Origin of the sequence: Acaryochloris sp. IP29b_bin.137, assembly GCF_028285745.1 — a bacterium.
Lineage (GTDB): Bacteria > Cyanobacteriota > Cyanobacteriia > Thermosynechococcales > Thermosynechococcaceae > Acaryochloris.
This window is the reverse complement of the sequence record NZ_JANQOP010000028.1, coordinates 1-17,689: the sequence shown is the minus strand read 5'-3', so window position 1 is coordinate 17,689 and position 17,689 is coordinate 1. Positions and strand designations below refer to the sequence as shown.

The window sequence follows — 17,689 nt, the reverse complement described above, 5'->3', positions numbered from 1 at the left end:
CGTGCTTGGATGGCACCCCAAGACCAAATCCATGAAAACTTCATCTTCCCTGAGGAGGTTCTACCACGTGGAAACGCCCTTTAATCCGTCTGCGGCAGGTTATGACCGCGCAACCACTGGCTATGGCTGGTGGGCTGGAAATGCACGACTAACTGATCTATCTGGTCAGCTCACTGGTGCCCATATTGCCCATGCAGGCATGATGACCTTCTGGGCCGGTGCAATGACCTTGTTTGAGGTCTCTCACTTTATTCCTGAAAAGCCAATGTACGAGCAAGGCAGCATTCTACTTGCTCACCTAGCTGCTGAAGGGTTTGGTGTTGGACCTGGTGGAGAAGTCATTAGCACTTATCCCTACTTCGTGATCGGTGCGATTCACCTAATCGCTTCTGCTGTCCTCGGTTTTGGTGGTCTTTACCACACCTTCAGAGGCCCTGCTAAGTTTGAGGATTACTCCGATTGGTGGGGATATGACTGGGAAGACAAAGAGAAAATGATGCAGATTCTGGGGATTCACTTAATCTTCCTCGGAATTGGTGCTCTTGCCTTTGCGGCGAAAGCCATGTTCTTTGGTGGTCTTTACGATCCCTGGGCACCAGGCGGTGGTGATGTTCGCTTGATTACTAATCCAACTTGGAATTTGGGGACTTTCCTCGGTTATATTACCCGTTCTCCTTGGGGAGAAGGGGGTTGGATTATCAGCGTCAACAACCTAGAAGACGTTGTCGGTGGTCACCTACTCGTTGGTGTTCACTACATCTTCGGTGGTGTTTTCCACATCCTTGTTAAACCTTGGGGATGGGTCCGTAGAGCCTACGTTTGGTCTGGTGAAGCCTATCTTTCTTACAGCTTAGGTGCCCTATATATGTGTGGCATGATTGCTGTAGGCTATATCTGGTTTAATAACACTGTTTATCCCAGCGAATTCTACGGCCCTACGGGTGCGGAGGCTTCTCAAGCCCAAGCCATGACCTTCTTAATCCGTGACCAACGGTTGGGGGCTAATATCGCTTCTGCCCAAGGTCCTACAGGTCTGGGTAAGTACTTAATGCGCTCTCCTTCTGGGGAAATTATCTTCGGTGGTGAGACCATGCGTTTCTGGGATTTCCGAGGCCCCTGGTTGGAGCCCCTTCGTGGTCCCAACGGTCTCGATTTGAACAAGCTCAGAAATGATATTCAGCCTTGGCAAGCTCGCCGTGCTGCTGAATACATGACCCATGCACCTTTGGGATCCTTAAACTCTGTGGGTGGTGTGGCTACTGAAATTAACTCGGTTAACTACGTTTCACCTCGGGCCTGGCTCGCAACTTCCCACTTCTGTCTTGCTTTCTTTTTCTTTGTTGGCCATATCTGGCACTCCGGTCGCGCCCGGGCTGCTGCTGCTGGCTTCGAAAAAGGGATTGAGCGGAAGACAGAATATACATTGTCTCTTCCTGATATTGATGCAACAGCAGTTGAATAAGTTGCCTTTTGTGACTTGTATGACTAGCTGAGTCATTTAGAAAGCCCCTACTTTAATGAGTGGGGGCTTTCGTATGGGGGCTTCGACCTTAATATCGAGCCGATAAATCTAGCTAAACCAACATCTAAAGTTGTTTAGGATTTAAAATGAGTGTAGGAACTTTCCGATGAGGTGCTGGAGACAATGCGTGAGTCTGACTTGACTGATCTACTCCGATGGACTTCAACTGCGGAAGCGAAACTCAAAAACATTCCGTTTTTTGCAAGATCCCAAGCAAGACAAAAGATTGAAGCAATTGCCAGGGAGTCGAATTTGGATGTGGTAACCGTGGAATTAGTTGAGTTAGCCCGCCTAGAATTTGGTCAATAGTTCAGCTGCCTACTCCTGGTTGGCACCTACCTGTGGTTTGAGCATATTTGCTATGGATTGATAGATGCTAAGCCTCACAAATTGGGCCGATTAGCCTTCTAAGCCAACGCAAGCGATTATCGCACTTACCTCGTATCAGCTACTTTGATTGGCTATTATCTGCAGCCTATCAGACTACTAAGACAATGTATTCATTTCTGATTGGATTGAACTCTACTATTTAGAATCATGCTTAAAACATTATTGGGCGACCCGAATAAGCGAAAGCTCAAAAAGTATCAACCCGATGTGGTTGAGATTAATCTTCTTGAAGAAGAGGTAGAGGTTCTCTCAGATCAGGAATTAAGAGCAAAAACAGATGAGTTTAAGGAACGCCTCAAAAATGGTGAGACCTTAGACGACTTGTTACCAGAAACCTTTGCGGTTGTGCGAGAAGCATCCAAACGGGTGCTGGGCATGCGCCACTTTGATGTCCAGCTTTTAGGCGGTATGATTCTGCACGATGGCCAGATTGCCGAGATGAAGACCGGTGAAGGTAAAACGTTAGTGTCAACGTTACCGGCATACCTGAATGCCCTAACCGGTAAAGGAGTTCATGTTATTACGGTGAACGACTACCTGGCCCGGCGAGATGCAGAATGGATGGGACAGGTACATCGGTTCTTGGGGCTGAGTGTGGGTCTGATTCAGCAATCTATGTCTCCAACGGAGCGTAAGAAAAATTACGCTTGTGATATTACTTACGGCACCAATAGTGAGATTGGCTTCGACTATCTTCGCGATAATATGTCAACGTCTATTGAGGAAGTTGTTCAGCGCCCGCTTCACTATTGCATTATTGATGAGGTGGATTCTGTTCTAGTTGATGAAGCACGGACTCCTCTAATTATTTCGGGTCAGGTTGAGCGCCCTACAGAAAAGTATTTGGATGCCTCCAAAGTTGCCAACGCTTTAAAGGCTGAAGAGCATTATGAAGTGGACGAGAAGGCGCGCAATGTTATTTTGACGGATGAAGGCTTTGTCGAAGCGGAGCAAATCCTAGGGGTTAGCGATTTGTTCGATCCTGAGGATCCCTGGGCGCACTATGTTTTTAATGCCATTAAAGCGAAAGAGCTATTTATCAATGACGTAAATTACATTGTCCGCAATGATGAGATTGTCATTGTCGATGAATTTACGGGTCGGGTGATGCCAGGACGGCGATGGAGCGATGGTCTTCACCAAGCGATTGAGGCCAAGGAAAAAGTCGAAATTCAAAATGAGACGCAGACTTTAGCCACGATTACTTATCAAAATCTATTCCTGCTCTATGACAAGTTAGCAGGGATGACGGGAACGGCCAAGACAGAAGAAGCGGAGTTCGAAAAGATTTATAAATTAGAGGTGACGATTATCCCCACTAATCGCTCTAATCAACGGCAAGATATCTCCGATGTGGTCTACAAGAGTGAAGAAGCCAAGTGGTTAGCGGTTGCGAATGAGTGCGCTGAGATGTACGAAGTAGGGCGTCCCATCTTGGTAGGAACCACCAGTGTTGAGAAGTCTGAGGTCTTGTCGAAGCTTCTACTGGAACGCAGTATTCCTCATAATCTCCTGAATGCAAAGCCGGAGAATGTGGAGCGGGAGTCGGAGATTGTGGCTCAGGCAGGCCGTGAAGGCCGAGTGACAATTGCTACCAATATGGCAGGCCGAGGAACAGATATTATCCTGGGCGGCAATGCTGAATATATGGCCCGCCTTAAGGTCCGCGAGTACCTAATGCCTCGGATTGTCCACCCTGAGGATGATAATCCGTTATCCATGATGCAGGTGAAGTTACCCGAGTCGGGTAGTCAGGGTTTTGGTGGAGACGGTCAACAAAAAGGCATGCAGAGAAAGACCTGGAAGGTTTCGCCAGAGATCTTTCCGACTACTATTTCTAAAGATGCTGAATCCCTCTTGAAAGAGGCGGTCAATGCGGCGGTTAAACAATATGGTGAGCAGAGCTTACCAGAATTGCAAGCGGAAGAGCTGATTGCCGTTGCATCTGAAAAGGCACCCACAGATGACCCAGTGATTCAAAAGTTGCGGGAAGTCTACAACTTAATTTTGGAAGAATATGAAGCGTTTACCAGTAAAGAACATAACAAGGTCGTAGAACGCGGGGGACTCCATGTCATCGGTACGGAGAGACATGATTCTCGCCGCATTGACAACCAATTGCGGGGTCGGGCAGGTCGTCAAGGAGACCCAGGTTCAACCCGATTTTTCCTCAGTTTGCAGGATAACCTCCTTCGTATTTTTGGTGGCGATCGCGTTGCCGGATTGATGAATGCATTTCGGGTGGAAGAGGATATGCCCATTGAGTCTCGAATCTTGACGAGCAGTTTAGAAAATGCGCAAAAGAAGGTCGAGACGTATTATTACGATATTCGGAAACAGGTGTTTGAATACGACGAAGTGATGAATAATCAGCGGCGGGCGATTTATGCTGAGCGTCGGCGGGTCTTAGAAGGGGAAGACCTCAAAGAGCGCGTCATTGAATATGCCGAACAAACCATGGATGACATTGTGGAAGCCTATGTCAATCCAGAACTGCCTCCAGAAGAATGGAACCTAGAGCAGTTGGTCGACAAGACAAAGGAATTTGTTTATTTGTTGGAGGATCTCGAAGCTAGCCACATCGCTGATCTGTCTATGCCTGAGATGAAGATGTTCTTGCGGGAGCAGGTTCGGATTGCCTATGACCAGAAAGAGTCGGAGGTGAATGAAATGGAGCCGACCTTGATGCGCCAGGCAGAGCGATTCTTTATCTTGCAGCAAATTGATATGCTTTGGCGAGAGCATTTGCAACAGATGGATGCGTTGCGGGAAGCAGTCGGACTCAGGGGTTATGGTCAGCAAGATCCACTGATTGAGTACAAAAGTGAAGGATACGAAGTCTTCTTGGATATGATGACCGCAATTCGTCGTAATGTGGTCTATTCTCTCTTCCAATTCCGACCCCAGCGCCAACCTGAACCTTCGGAAGTGGCTTCCTAGGGGTCAAGGTTGATTCGTTTTTATCTGTAGTGGGAGGGTGAGACGACTTAAAATTCGTCCATCTTCTAATTGGGCTAGTTCCATCCTCCCCCCCAATCCTTCAATGACCCATTGACAGGCTTTTAGATTCCTGCCAGGCAACTGATCTAGCAGATTTGGCATTAGCAAATCTCGGGACCGTACGGATTGAAAGTCTTGAATAAATCGAGGATGGAGCTGTCCTTGATCCGTAATGGATAGTTCTACCCATTTGGAATTGATCAGTCGACACCAGATATCAATGCGATCTCCAGGTTGAGATCGATGACAGGCTGCGAGCAATAATTCATGAAGAACCAGTTCGAGTTTATCGTTGGTCCCTGTCAGCGTAGTATTGGAGGTCAGATTATGAACCTGAGTCCATAACTGACGGGACTGGACCAAGGACTCTATTCGTTCCATGGAGCGCCTTAAAATACTGGCTAAAGGAACGGAGTCTTGTTCTGAGGTGAGTTGCCAATCTCCAAGCTTGAGCAGTGAGTTCCATTCCTCTAAGGTTGCTCGCACCCTGACTAGGGGGGGCTGACCCGATTTTTCAGGAGGTAGCATTGCTTGAAGAGCCCTGAGATCATTCTGGATGTATTCTGATTGATGTTCTAAGGAGCGTTGTTTAAACCAATGTAAACATTCTGAGTTGCTCCACCGCACATGGAGCAAATGAATCTCTCTTAGAGTTCGATAACGACCAGCCAGTTGCTGAACCAGCGTCTGAATCTGTTTGAGTTCGAAGGCACTTAACGTCAGTTCTGGAGACGTCCCTAAAATTATGGCGCCTAATGGCATAGAAGCGTTAAGAGAGCGTAACGCAAATCCCCAGACTTTATCCAATCCTGGACTATTCAGCCAACGTCGAGACTCAGGGGTTAGCTCTGCAGCAGCAACTTTAACTAGATTGTCTAGGGAGGAAGGTTCTTCCTGCAGAGCCAGGAGCTTTGACAATAGCGGATCTTGACTGAGTTGAATGGGGGACCCCTCAGAAATCGAAAATTCGGGTAGCGATGTGTGGTGCGCTACAATCTGCCCTTGATTCTGCCCCGGAACCCACAATATCCCAGCCACTAGCGGAATACTAAATATTTCGGCAATCAGGTCGACCCCTGTAGATATCAATTGTGTGGGGTCCTCGATCTTGAGGAGAGAGGGCAACGCATCTTGTACTTGCCCCTGAAGCTTGAGTTGTTGCTGCTGCAACAAGTAATCTCGCTGTTTTTGCTCGAATGTGCCAAGGGTCTGTGCAAATTGCTGTACAAATTCAATCTCATTGGGTTTCCATGTTTTAGCTCGGTTATTCCCTAAAATAAGGATGGTACGAGGAGTATTGCTACCTGCTACTGTTCTGCAGACGAGAAGTGAACGTAGTCCTTGGCTCATCAGTGATTCTCGCCAGGCTAGGAATCGTAAATCTTCCTCTAGATCTGTAATTGAGATCGCACCAATATTCCGCTCCAGCATTCGAGCATCCACATCACTCAGCGGCTGTAAAACATCCAGCAAAGGTTGATGTTTAGGGCTATGGTATTGGTATTCAACTCGAAATTCTCCCGTTCGTTCATCATGCTGCAATAACACCAGTCGCTGAGTTTGGAGATGCCGACAAAGGTGCTCTGTGACTTTCCTAAGGGTTTTGGGCCAATCTTTAGACTCCACCATCAATTGGGTAAACTGCCCCATCAACGTATGGGTTTGAGAAGAGACTTGGATTGGCCTTTCCCCTTCAGGCGCAACCACCGATAAACCAATGAGTTGAGCGGTCGCTTGGACAAGGTTTTTCTCCTGTTCTTGCCAAACGCGAGGCTCTGCCCCTTCTACGGATAAAAAACCGAGTAGCCGTCCCTCCCCCATAATGGGGGCACATAGCAAGGAACGAGACTTCGTCTGCTGCATCAAGCGCAAGGGGACTTTCGTATTGACCGTTCCTTCCCGTTCGCTGACTGAAATAATTTGACCTGCTGAGAGGACTTGACAAAAAGGCGCTATTTCCGAAAGCTGCACTTGAGCCTTAAGGGGACGAACGCGACTTAATCGGCTGCCTTGACCGGGTTGATAGCAGGATTTCAGAACACAATGGTCCTCCTCATAATCCATCCAGTACAGACCTGTAAACGTGGGGTTGATGACCTGATGCGTTGACTTTAGAATGACGTGCAGACGATCTTCCCAATCCGTCAACGGACTAATTTGATTGACAATTTCGAGTAAGGGGGATGTTCCTGTGGGGGGCGGTTCCACCGCTTGATGCTGAAGGTGATGCAGCACAGCGCCAAACGTTCGGGCAAAAATGGATAAGACGTGGCTCTCTTCCGTTCTTGGATTCCTTCCCCAATGGATAGAGCCCAGCAGCACGACGCCCAGGCAGAGATTGCGATGCTGTATGGGATAGAGAATAGCCCCTTGAATATCGTAACGCTGCGCAATTTTCTGCCACTTCCCAATCCGACTGTCTTCCTGCAGATTCATCACTTCGATGGGTTGCCCAGTTAACACCGCCTGATCAAACAGATCGCCGGGCAGTACAGGATAGCGCTGGGTAAACGCACTAGACTCTGCATGAGGCAAACTGCCCCCTAAACCGGATAACTCTGAACGGTCAGCATCATAGGCCGCAATCCATAAAAGCGGATAATCCAGTTCAGCTTGGAGAAAGCGTAGGGCACAGTCCACCATTGGCTCGACCTGTTCGGATGCCAACAAGCCTTCAATCAGAGTTTGGATACTAATAAGCTGCGTTGGGTTGGGCTGACCGACTCGCTGAATCATATGTGAGGCTGATAAAAGGACGGCAACAATTGATACACATTTATCTGCTGTAGCCAATGACTTGGCTACTCGTCATTTATTAGTGTGGTCTAACAACATCCAAACTCTAACAATCAGGAAAAAATTTTCCGGCAAATCGCTTTTGTATCCGTTCAGTTCTGATGTTTCAAGTTCTGATATTTCGACGGTATGTTTGACCCATTGTTTGGGCATATGTGCCCCCCTGACATCGTCACCCCAAGCCTGGTAAAAGTTCCTTGACTCCATCCGCAATAAATTCAATGGAAATCGCTGTAATAATCAACCCCATAATTCGGCTAATTACATTCATCCCTGTTTTGCCCATCACTGAATCGACCAGCGGGGATATCAGTAGCCCCATTAAGGCCAGTAGGGACACGCTGAAAATGGCAAAGCTCACCAAAACCGCATGGGAAAAGGATTCTTGGACATGGGCGTAAACAATCACGGTGCTAATAGCTCCCGGCCCTCCCAAGAGCGGGATGCCAATCGGCACCACTGCCACAGGCGTATCAGGCAGCGTGGGTGATTCATTGGGATCGACGGTACCCGTTTCAGTGAGTTGACGAGATTCCAGCGTCTCAGCCCTTAACATGGATAGAGCGGTCAATAGGATCAACAAGCCCCCGGCGACTCTAAAAGAAGGTAAGCTGATGCTGAAAAATTTGAGAATTGCTTCTCCTGCCACCAGAGACACCATCAGGACCATACACAGGGCAAATGAGGCTTGTACTGCAACCCAACGCCGTTTATTGGCCTCTAGCCCTTCGGTCAAGCTCAGAAAAATGGGGATAACACCGACTGGGTTCACAATTGATGCTAGACCAGCAACTAATTTCAGATATTCCGGCCAGTCCAACACAGTTTAGTTATCCTTTATCGATGTGATGAATCCCTTGTGGGCGATCGGCTGCACGATCTGTTGCGATCGCAAAATACGCCTCACCTTGACGTTTTGTAATCGGATCGCTCAAGGTACCACCCCCCAGGCGTAAACAGTCCCATAGGGGGCTGACTTTAAGAAACCAGCGATTTGCAAGGCAATAAGTCAGTATTTGATGTCAACGAACCTTGCTTATCATCCCACAAACGAGGGCAATGGATTACCAACCGCTACCCCACAGGTAGTATTAACTGAAATGAGATGCAATCCATCCTAGCTTTATAAATTTTCGCGTTTCAGAAGCTCCTTTATAAGGCTTTTAGACCCTATATCCCTGAGATCTTCGCGAGTTCCTTGGTTATGTAGTCCCGAGGGTTGAGTGGACGTAATTGTTCAGAATCCATTAGTTGGTTTTGCAATTCCGTTCTCAGCGCAGCCTGTTGGACTGTTGTGCCTGCAAGCAATACACTAATTTTTCCAACCAGAATCGTTCCCCAATTGATCAGGATAATTCCTGTGCCTAAATCAGGATTGAACTCTAGGTCCCTCAGCTCCAAATCAGCTAGAGAATGGTAATCCGTCATCAAGGTCTCACTACTCCATTGGAGAATTCCTAATTTTTGGGCAATCAGGGTGGGATAGGAAGATCCGTTAAATCTTGGATTACATTCGATGGCTAAATATGGGTGTTCTGCCCCATCCACGACGGCTGCATCGAATGCAAACAGGCCCTTCATTCCCTGTTCAGCCAGCCATTGTGCTAAGGGATCGAAGTATGACCAAGGCTGGTGGGCCGTGGGATAGCGATTCCCGCCATGTACACAGCCATTCAAAATCTGTTCTGAGACTAACAGACGTTCTATGCCATTTTCCGTCACTTGATACTGAAGATTAATAAATGTGGCAGATGGGGCTTCCGCTTGAATTTGGAAAGGAACTGGATCACTCCATTCCATTAAGGCTGCGGCCAATTGCCTGGCATCTTGGCAATATAAAATTCCAAACCCACTATCAGAAACAGAAGGCTTGAGATAGCAGGGATACGTAAAGCGTTCGAGTTGCCCAACAGCGGCAGAGCGATTAAAACAGGCAGTCGCTGGAACAGGTAGGCCTAATCTCTGGGCCAGCTCGATAAAGTTGTTTTTGGCATTGATATATGTGACGACGTCAAACCAACGCTGATCGATATCCCGATAGAACTGAGCGCAGGGACTGTGATCACAAACTGCATCGCCAAAGAAATATACAGAGGGTTCGTAATCTGCATAGGTTTGCAAGTGGGCCAGAGACAGGCTCCACAATACATTGTGAGAGTGGCGTAGCCCAATCCGAGCATAGTGGGCAGCAATACTGTCCCACTCAGGCTTGAGTGCTGGATGAATTTGGATGATATCTGTTGGTTCAGAAAGCCCTAGAGCCCGCCCTGAGTACAAATGTGTTCCGCCACTCGTTTCATGAGTGCTGGTCCGGATATCGTGGTTGTATATCTTCATGCAACGGTTTCTAAGGGGGAAAGAAATTTAGCGAACCAAATATGAGCTCGCTATTTTGGGAACAGCAACACTAATATGCTCGAAAAACTTGCTAGCAGAACCCTAAAAAAGGTTAAGCGAATTTGTAAACCTTTTGAACCATTTTTCTGGAAAATATTTATTTTTTAACCTTTTGATTATCCAGGCAACGTCCATTGCGCCAAAGAACTATGCATTATTCATCAGGCGATGCAATAAATGCAAAATATTTCAACCTATTTTAGGGCAAGATTATTCCAGATAAAGATCGCAAAATCAGTTTTTGGCGATGAAGTGAATTGGGCATTACCAACCCCTCAAAACATCATTTTCAAGGCATAAGGCAGTCCTGATTTTAAGCCTCAAGAGCTGATTAACATGATTCTTATCTGGTGTAAAAAAGAGATGTAAAGATCTTCCTGGTTGAGATGGCTCTGAATTTGTTTAGGGATAATTAACTTCTTTTAAAATATAGTCAAAAGAACTTATAGTGAGACTGAATTAGGTTGGAATGCTTGATTCCCTCACTTACACAGAGATCTATTAATCTTAAAAATCGATATCAATGCATTCTTTGCATCTTTTATGGTTTGAATAGTTAGTTTTCTTCACATTTGTCCAAACAAGGTTTTTGATGTCAATTGATCTATGTAATGACTATTACCTTTTAGCACTTCAGATTGTTTAATTGATGCGGATTGGGGCATCTGTCTCTGGCGTGCGATCGCACGCTCATTCCTGACTAGCACAGAGGAGCTGAAGAAATGAAAATTTTTAATCATGACATCATGAACTGCACTCATGAGCAGGTGCAGGGAAATTATCTCTACTCAGGGCGGGTACTGGGTCTAACCGAACCGAAGGATGTGATCCAGCTCCATCCCGAACTGAAATCAGAATGGCGAGCCATTACCGAACATTATCGCCGCATCGGCTTACCCCATACTCAGCAAGTGGTATGGGATGTTTCACTCAATCGTATTGCTGAACATCCTGAATTAGAGCGGTCCGTCTTTTATTTTGGGGATGCAGTCAACCATGAAAGTTCTTATGCTGAGCAATTCCGACAACTAGACCAAAATTGGTACGGCGTGGTTGATTACGTCAATTCCAAAAACAATTTCATGGAATTGGCCCATACCTTGGGGGTCACTGTTCCGACCACCTTGTGTTTCAATAACAAGTCATTTATCGATCTCGACGCGGATATTCCCTATCCCTGCTATCTCAAACCATCCATCTCTGTAGATGGGATGGGCATTGTTCGTTGTGAAGATGAGCCGCAGCTGGTTTCGGCCTTGCAGGGACTGCCCGACTATATGCCCTTCCAAATTCAAGAAGAGGTGCAAGCCATTAGTTTTTTGAATTTGCAGTACGAAGTGACATCGGCAGGGGTTAAACCCTTGGCAGCCTCAGAACAAATTCTAGATGGCTGTACCCATAGTGGTAATCGCTATCCAACCATTCATCAACCCTGGGATGTGGTTGATCCCATGGCCCAATGGATGGCCCAGCAGGGCATGAAAGATATTTTTGCCTTTGACGTTGCCGTTGCCGAAAAGGAAGGAGAGCCATGCTATTTGGCAATTGAATGCAATCCTCGTTTTAACGGGGCTTCCTATCCAACCGGAATTGCCCATAAACTTAATATTTCTAGCTGGACGAGCGAAACCTTCATCACCTCCGCCCGCTCCTTGCATCAAATTGATTTGAGGGATATGGAATACGACGACCAATCTCAGCAAGGAATTGTTATTGTCAATTGGGGCAGTATTTTAATCGGTAAGCTAGTGATCTTGCTGGCAGGAACGCCGGAACAGCAAGATCGCCTGAGAGAACAACTGAAGCAACTTCTTTGAAGGGACCCCATAAACCTGGCCCGACTCCCCATTTCTTGCGAGAATAGGATTAGGGCTTGGCAACCGCTTCTCTGACTCAATCCCCGTAATAGGGACATCCTTATTGTGGGCCTTTGTCGGAGATGTAGGGATGACCGCAATCGTTGCTGAGCGTGGCTTGCGCATTTAGTATCCCGTTCTCCGCCGTTATGTCTTCGAACTACTCCCTAATGATTCATGGGGGCGCTGGTGCCCTACAACATATTCAAGCTGAAGGCAGTGAAGAAGATTTCGCCCAAAGTATCAATGGCATTTTGGCACAGGGGCGTCTCAAACTACAGCAAGGATCTTCAGCGCTAGAGGTAGTTGAATATTGTGTCTGTTTGCTCGAAGATGACCCGTTGTACAACGCGGGTCGGGGCTCGGTGCTGAATGAGTATGGCGAGGTGGAGATGGATGCTGCGATCATGAATGGTTCAGATCTAGCAGCCGGATCGGTTGCAGGCATTAAAAATATCAAAAACCCCATTGCTTTGGCACGTCTTGTCCTCAAAAAGAGCGAGCATGTGATGCTAATCGGCCACGGGGCCATGGAGTTTGCTGAACTATGGGGAGTGGAATGCTTACCCGATGACTATTTTGTGATTGCGTCTCGCATCAAGCAGTTTCAAGAGGCCGAGAAGGCGGGGAAGATGGTGCTCGATCATGAGGATATTGAGCAGGAGCCCCAACGGAAGTTTGGCACAGTCGGTGCCACCGCCTTTGACCTAGAGGGGAATTTGGCGGCTGCCACCTCAACGGGGGGGATTGTCAATAAGCGTTGGGGTCGAGTGGGAGACTCGCCCATTATTGGTGCAGGGGTATTTGCGGACAACGAGACTTGCGCGGTATCGGCGACGGGATACGGCGAACAATTTATGCGGACCGTGCTCGCTAAAACAATTTCGGACTATATTCACTTTCAAGCGGTGAGTGCGCCAGAAGCTGCCCAAGCCGGAATAGAATACCTAGTCTCCAAGGTCAAAGGTTTGGGCGGTGTGATTGTAATCGATGCTCAGGGCAGATGCGGTGTCGGTCACTCCACCTCTGGCATGATCTATGGCTGGATTGAGCAAGGGGGCGAATCCCACTTCCAATTGACCTAGCCACAGTTTGATCCCTGATGCATATGGGTTGAGACGGTAGGGGCAGTCAAATAAATCCGTCCTTGAGAATCCTGCTGCCACCCCCTTGCCTCAACGATCTGAGAGGGGGACTGGTCGGTTTTGGCGATAGGGCTCTTTTGATGGGCCTGGACAGAATTCAGAGGTCTCTGATCATGGGGCCTGAGATCTTGCCATACCGTATGTGGTGTTAAGGATCGACCTGGACCTAGAGGGAGTCCTCCTCGACCGACATGGGTAAAAGAACTCCCCCCCAGGGATTGCCCCGGTCGGCAGCCCTGGGCAATCTCCGCTGGTGGCGGTACAGCAGCAGGTAGCTCAACCAAGCTCTGGCTGGGATCCACTTCAGGGCTATTGATTTCAACAACGCCATTAATGCCCTGTTGGGAGCTGGCTGTAATATCGCTATACGGGGTGACGGTTTCTCGGGAGGCAAAACCAAAAATACCTTGAGTGTTGATGGTGATGTTGCCGCCATTGCCATCAAATGCATTGGCAATAATATCGCTGTTCTCGAAAGGAGAGGTAATCAAGAACTGGGCATTGATTCTGATATTGCCGCCATTTCCAAGTCCTCTAGATTCTGTGGAGATAAGGCTTTGGTTCCGCAATTGTAAGATGCCCTTAACCGTTAGATCCAAATTGCCTCCCTCACCTGAAGCCGTTTCCGCAATAATTGCGCCTTGATTATTTAATAAAACGGAATCGGCTTCGATGCTTAACTCACCCGCATTGCCGCTTCCAATGTGCTGAACCCCAATACGCCCTCCATCAGAGAGGGTAATTTGCCTCGATTTAATCGTGACTTCACCTGTATTACCCGTTGGTTGAGGGGGAAGAAAGAATGTATTGCGGGTGGCCTCATTCAACACCAAGGTATTGGATGCAATTTGGGCTGGCAGTCCATTTGCGGCTCTACCTTTCACCAATACAGATTCGGAGGCGTTGATAAATAGTCTGCCAGCATTACCGCTGGCTAGGGTTCCAGTGTTGACCTGCCCACCCTCTAAGACGGTTAACCGCTGTGTGTTGACGGTTGTATCGCCCGCATTACCCGGACCTAATGTGAATGTACCTAATATACTGGGTGAAGGATTGAACGGAGAGGGATTCATTCCAACGATTGTTATCGAGTCTGCAGCGTTGACTGTTAGGTTACCCCCCTCTCCCGTTCCGACTCCTGGCGGCAATGCACCAGCACCAGTCACAAAGGAAAACACGGATGACGATACACTTGCGCCATCTGCTACAGTTAAGCGCTGGGTAGAAACTGAAACATCACTACCTGCTCCAGTCCCATTATTGATACTCCCCAACAAGCTAATAATGCCAGGGGACATCCTGGAAGCTCCCCAGAGATTGATCCATTGATAAGCTTGGACATCAACATTGCCTGCACTGCCAGCTCCGGGTGAAAAACCTTGATTACCGAAGGGAAAATTTAAACTTCGTGAACTAACGTGCCCCCCCAGCTTGAAGAGTTAATGTCTGAGTAGATACTTTAATATCTCCTGCATTTCCCTTACCAAAGGTAAACGTTGTGATGCCACTACCAGAATCTCTTTGAAACGGATTAACTTCTTCGCTAAAAATCGACTTTGAGATTGTCGCATATACATCACCTCCTGGGCCAGAAGCCGAAGGACCTACGAGAGTTCCTATTCGACCACCATTGGTTAAGGAGAGAAATTGCGCTTCAACCGTGACATCCCCCCCCGCTCCGTTGCTAAAAGTAGAGCTTGAAATTTGACTATTTAAACTATCTCCTAGTTCTTTTCTACTGTTTACGGTGGGAGATGCCCCACCGCGCACCAAAAGAGTGTCAGCATTAACCGTAATAGTCCCAGCTGGGCCATCCCCTAGACTCAGGGTTTGAATACGTCCACCCTCTCGTATGGATATATTAGGAACGTTAATATTAATCCGCCCACCTTTACCATTTGCATCTTTTTCAACCACATTGGCGATCCAGGAGCTGAACGGAAAAAAGCTGTCAACTTCACCACCAATATCTAAGGATTGGCTTGCATAAAGGTTGATATCAGCCCCTGGCAGGTCACTCAGGGTTTGGGCCCGAATTTCGGATTGACTGAGATGGATTTGACGCCCTTGGACTTGAATTCCGCCCAAAGGATTGCGAACAGAATTGGGGTTTAATATTGCTGATTCAGACAACAACTGAATATCACTAAAGGCTTGGACGAAATCATACCCGAGATGCCATCCAATCGTAGAGGGGGAGAGCGTGACGGTTCCTTGACTGACGCTGCCAATTTCAACCCGTCCAGATTCTGCGATCGCAATGCCCCCGTTAAATTGAATATTACTCCCCACTAAGGCGAGAGTCTGCCTGGGTGGAACGGCTAGGTTGCCCTGAACCACAATCTGTCCAGGTTGAGTTCCATTGAAGAGGAGGCCAGTGGGTCTAGAAATCGTTAGGAGAGGTGGGGACTGCGAATGAGTCGTACTGAGAAAGTGACCGTCTTGGAATTGGACCCCGTCTGCAGTGCTAGCCAGAAAAGAGCCCCTCATGTCTAGCGTTGAATTGGGGCCAAAGACTATGCCATTAGGATTGAGCAAAAGTAAGTTGGCGTTGCCATTGACACGAATAACGCCATCTATATTGGAGATGGATTTTCCGGTGATTCGACCAATGATGTTGTCGATGGCAGGAGCAGGATTGAATATCGCTTTGTGGGTGTTCGTTAGAGAAAATGACTCAAAACTATGAAAAAGATTGTTTCCCGCAGTGGTTCCACCTGCAATTACAATATCGTTGCCATGGGCTGTAACTTGGGAATTGTTCGGTAGGGTCTGGTCAGGAACGATCTGGGCATGGAGAGGGGGGGGGGCATAAAGCCAGCATAAGGAGAGCAGTCCACCAATCAGATACGAGGGGTTAGCAATGGGTGGGCATGCCCAGAATATATGCTTTTTCAGAAAACCGAATGTGAACCTCAAGTCAATTTCGCTATTCAGATAGATGCCAGGTTGCCATAGTTACTTTTCAGCCCAAGATCGTGACGTTATTCAGCCTGTAATAAAAGTTAAAGAACCAGAATAATTCAAACTAATGGATTTTAGAAAAGGTGCTAGTAGAGCTTCTGGCAAGAAATCTTGATTAATTCGTTTCAAATTCTATAAATATGGGTGTTCAATACCCGTATTTATAGATATTTTATCTATTTTAATAAAGTGAGCGGATGGAGAGATAGTGTTTTGCCAATAGCTTTAGTCTTTACTGAAAGGTATTAAGTAGAAATAAATTAATTCCTGAGTATACAAAGATTAAATCAAGATTTTGAGCTTTTAAATTTAGATTATTATCTAATTTGTGCTAAATCTACTGCTCGACATGGCAAAATGTGCTCCAGCTTGCCGATTGCTGCATCTATGGTGGTATTCACCCGTGAAACTGAATTAATCGACCTGGGCAATAAGAGTCCGATGACGAGGGCTGTTGCAGGTAAGAGAGGGCTGCTGGAAGCCTGCCTCTGAGAAAGCCTGCTGAATATCGAAGGTGAAATAGTCATCTAAGTAAGGCTCGGTACTCTTAAGAAGCGTCAGCACATAGGGGGGCAACTTGCGATGGACATCAGAGTTGGGGTTCATATCCATAACGGCTAAATGGCCTTGGGGCCGCAGCAAACGATGGGCTTCGGCAAAGATATCGCGAATGGCCGTGCGCGGTAACTCATGACAGACCAGACAGATAGAGACCAGATCAAAACTGTTGTCCGGTAAGCCGGTATCTTCGGCAGCTCGGTGAATCCATTGGAGGGAATCGCTGGCGGGGGTATTGTGATTTGCGATCGCCAAAAAATACGGGGACAAATCCAACCCTGTTAGCCGAGCCTCAGGATAAGTCTCTTGCAGGGCCAAGGTGCTTAACCCGACGCTACAGCCTAGATCCAAAATATCTTTAGGGGCTGTCGGGATTTTCTCCTGCAAAACCGTGTGATAGCTCTGACGCAAACGACCATCTCCCTTTGCCCCCGACTCAGGCCAAATTCGGGCATGGGCAGCATAGGAGGCCACTTCTACTTCAGTGGCCGCTTCCCAGCTCAAATTCCCTGACTCATAAGCATGGAAGGAAACCACATAATAGTCTGGATAGTCCAAGTCTGGCGTTTGGATGGCTTGTCGTTCTGCTTCCCAGACCTCCAATCCCCGTTCCATCAAGGACGAGGCTCGATTCCGCCAGGGCACCCCAATCGATTCCGCCCGTTCAATCATCATTTTTCGGGCTTGAAACTTAGCAAAGTTAGCCAACGGCTTAATGGCTAAAAGGCCATTGACAACGCGAGACGAAAATCGGGGTGCTTGAGGTGAAGCAACAGTCATTTTTAAAAGCGATTTTTATATAGAAATGAACAGGAATAGCCTCATTATGACAAACAACGACGCCAGAATTGAATCAATAACCTCCGGTAAAACCGGAGGTTTGGGAAAAACCCCTGAAAGGGGGTCAGGGGGTGAGACCTCAGCTCTCTAAAAGGCTCAATTGCTCCTGTTTGTACTCTTCGGCTTCTTGGGAGCGGATGTATCGACGAATTACTGCTTCATCCCGACCCACTGTCGCCACAAAAAAGCCTCTGGCCCAAAACTTATGACCTGTCGCATTC

The 17,689-nt window shown here is 47.5% G+C and carries 12 protein-coding genes and 1 pseudogene; 6 read left to right on the top strand and 7 right to left on the bottom strand.

Annotation, left to right across the window (positions count from 1 at the left end):
• From Q0991_RS25035 to secA, 4 genes and pseudogenes are all read left to right on the top strand, one after another.
• Positions 1-84, top strand: a pseudogene (locus Q0991_RS25035) (photosystem II protein D2); the annotation flags it as partial.
• Positions 68-1,462: a photosystem II reaction center protein CP43 gene (psbC, locus tag Q0991_RS02170; RefSeq protein WP_299485063.1), complete on the top strand. Its 1,395-nt coding sequence runs from the start codon at positions 68-70 to the stop codon at positions 1,460-1,462. The pseudogene Q0991_RS25035 and the gene psbC, both read left to right, overlap by 17 nt.
• A gap of 183 nt (positions 1,463-1,645) precedes the next feature.
• A complete protein-coding gene (locus Q0991_RS02165) occupies positions 1,646-1,831 on the top strand; it encodes a PCP reductase family protein (RefSeq protein WP_299485059.1) in 186 nt (61 codons plus the stop codon).
• A gap of 228 nt (positions 1,832-2,059) precedes the next feature.
• On the top strand, positions 2,060-4,852 hold the full coding sequence (gene secA / locus Q0991_RS02160; RefSeq protein WP_299485057.1) for a preprotein translocase subunit SecA: 2,793 nt from the start codon (positions 2,060-2,062) through the stop codon (positions 4,850-4,852).
• Between the two features lie 3 nt (positions 4,853-4,855).
• Here the strand turns inward: secA and Q0991_RS02155 are convergent, their stop codons facing one another.
• The 3 genes from Q0991_RS02155 to Q0991_RS02145 form a co-directional block, all read right to left on the bottom strand.
• Positions 4,856-7,648 carry a GAF domain-containing protein gene (locus Q0991_RS02155; RefSeq protein ID WP_299485055.1) on the bottom strand — a complete coding sequence of 931 codons (2,793 nt, stop codon included), beginning with the start codon at positions 7,646-7,648 and terminating at the stop codon, positions 4,856-4,858.
• A gap of 232 nt (positions 7,649-7,880) precedes the next feature.
• Complete coding sequence (locus Q0991_RS02150) at positions 7,881-8,531, bottom strand: MarC family protein (protein ID WP_299485053.1); 651 nt, start codon at positions 8,529-8,531, stop codon at positions 7,881-7,883.
• Between the two features lie 347 nt (positions 8,532-8,878).
• Complete coding sequence (locus Q0991_RS02145) at positions 8,879-10,045, bottom strand: ATP-grasp domain-containing protein (protein ID WP_299485051.1); 1,167 nt, start codon at positions 10,043-10,045, stop codon at positions 8,879-8,881.
• Positions 10,046-10,827: 782 nt separating this feature from the next.
• On the opposite strand from Q0991_RS02145, the gene Q0991_RS02140 reads away from it, so the two are divergent.
• Complete coding sequence (locus tag Q0991_RS02140; protein ID WP_299485049.1) at positions 10,828-11,922, top strand: ATP-grasp domain-containing protein; 1,095 nt, start codon at positions 10,828-10,830, stop codon at positions 11,920-11,922.
• A gap of 188 nt (positions 11,923-12,110) precedes the next feature.
• Entirely contained in the window at positions 12,111-13,046 is a 936-nt protein-coding gene (locus Q0991_RS02135) for an isoaspartyl peptidase/L-asparaginase family protein (protein WP_299485047.1), read from the top strand.
• Here Q0991_RS02135 and Q0991_RS02130 read toward each other — a convergent pair.
• The 4 genes from Q0991_RS02130 to Q0991_RS02115 form a co-directional block, all read right to left on the bottom strand.
• Complete coding sequence (locus tag Q0991_RS02130; protein ID WP_299485044.1) at positions 13,043-14,404, bottom strand: S-layer family protein; 1,362 nt, start codon at positions 14,402-14,404, stop codon at positions 13,043-13,045. The two genes, Q0991_RS02135 and Q0991_RS02130, sit on opposite strands and share 4 nt — an antisense overlap.
• A gap of 115 nt (positions 14,405-14,519) precedes the next feature.
• Positions 14,520-16,025, bottom strand: a complete 1,506-nt coding sequence (locus Q0991_RS02125) for a filamentous hemagglutinin N-terminal domain-containing protein (RefSeq protein ID WP_299485042.1) — start codon at positions 16,023-16,025, stop codon at positions 14,520-14,522.
• A 459-nt stretch (positions 16,026-16,484) separates the two neighbouring features.
• On the bottom strand, positions 16,485-17,408 hold the full coding sequence (locus Q0991_RS02120) for a class I SAM-dependent methyltransferase (protein WP_299485040.1): 924 nt from the start codon (positions 17,406-17,408) through the stop codon (positions 16,485-16,487).
• A gap of 139 nt (positions 17,409-17,547) precedes the next feature.
• On the bottom strand, positions 17,548-17,689 hold a 142-nt coding region (locus Q0991_RS02115), incomplete at its 5' end, for a transposase (RefSeq protein ID WP_299485061.1).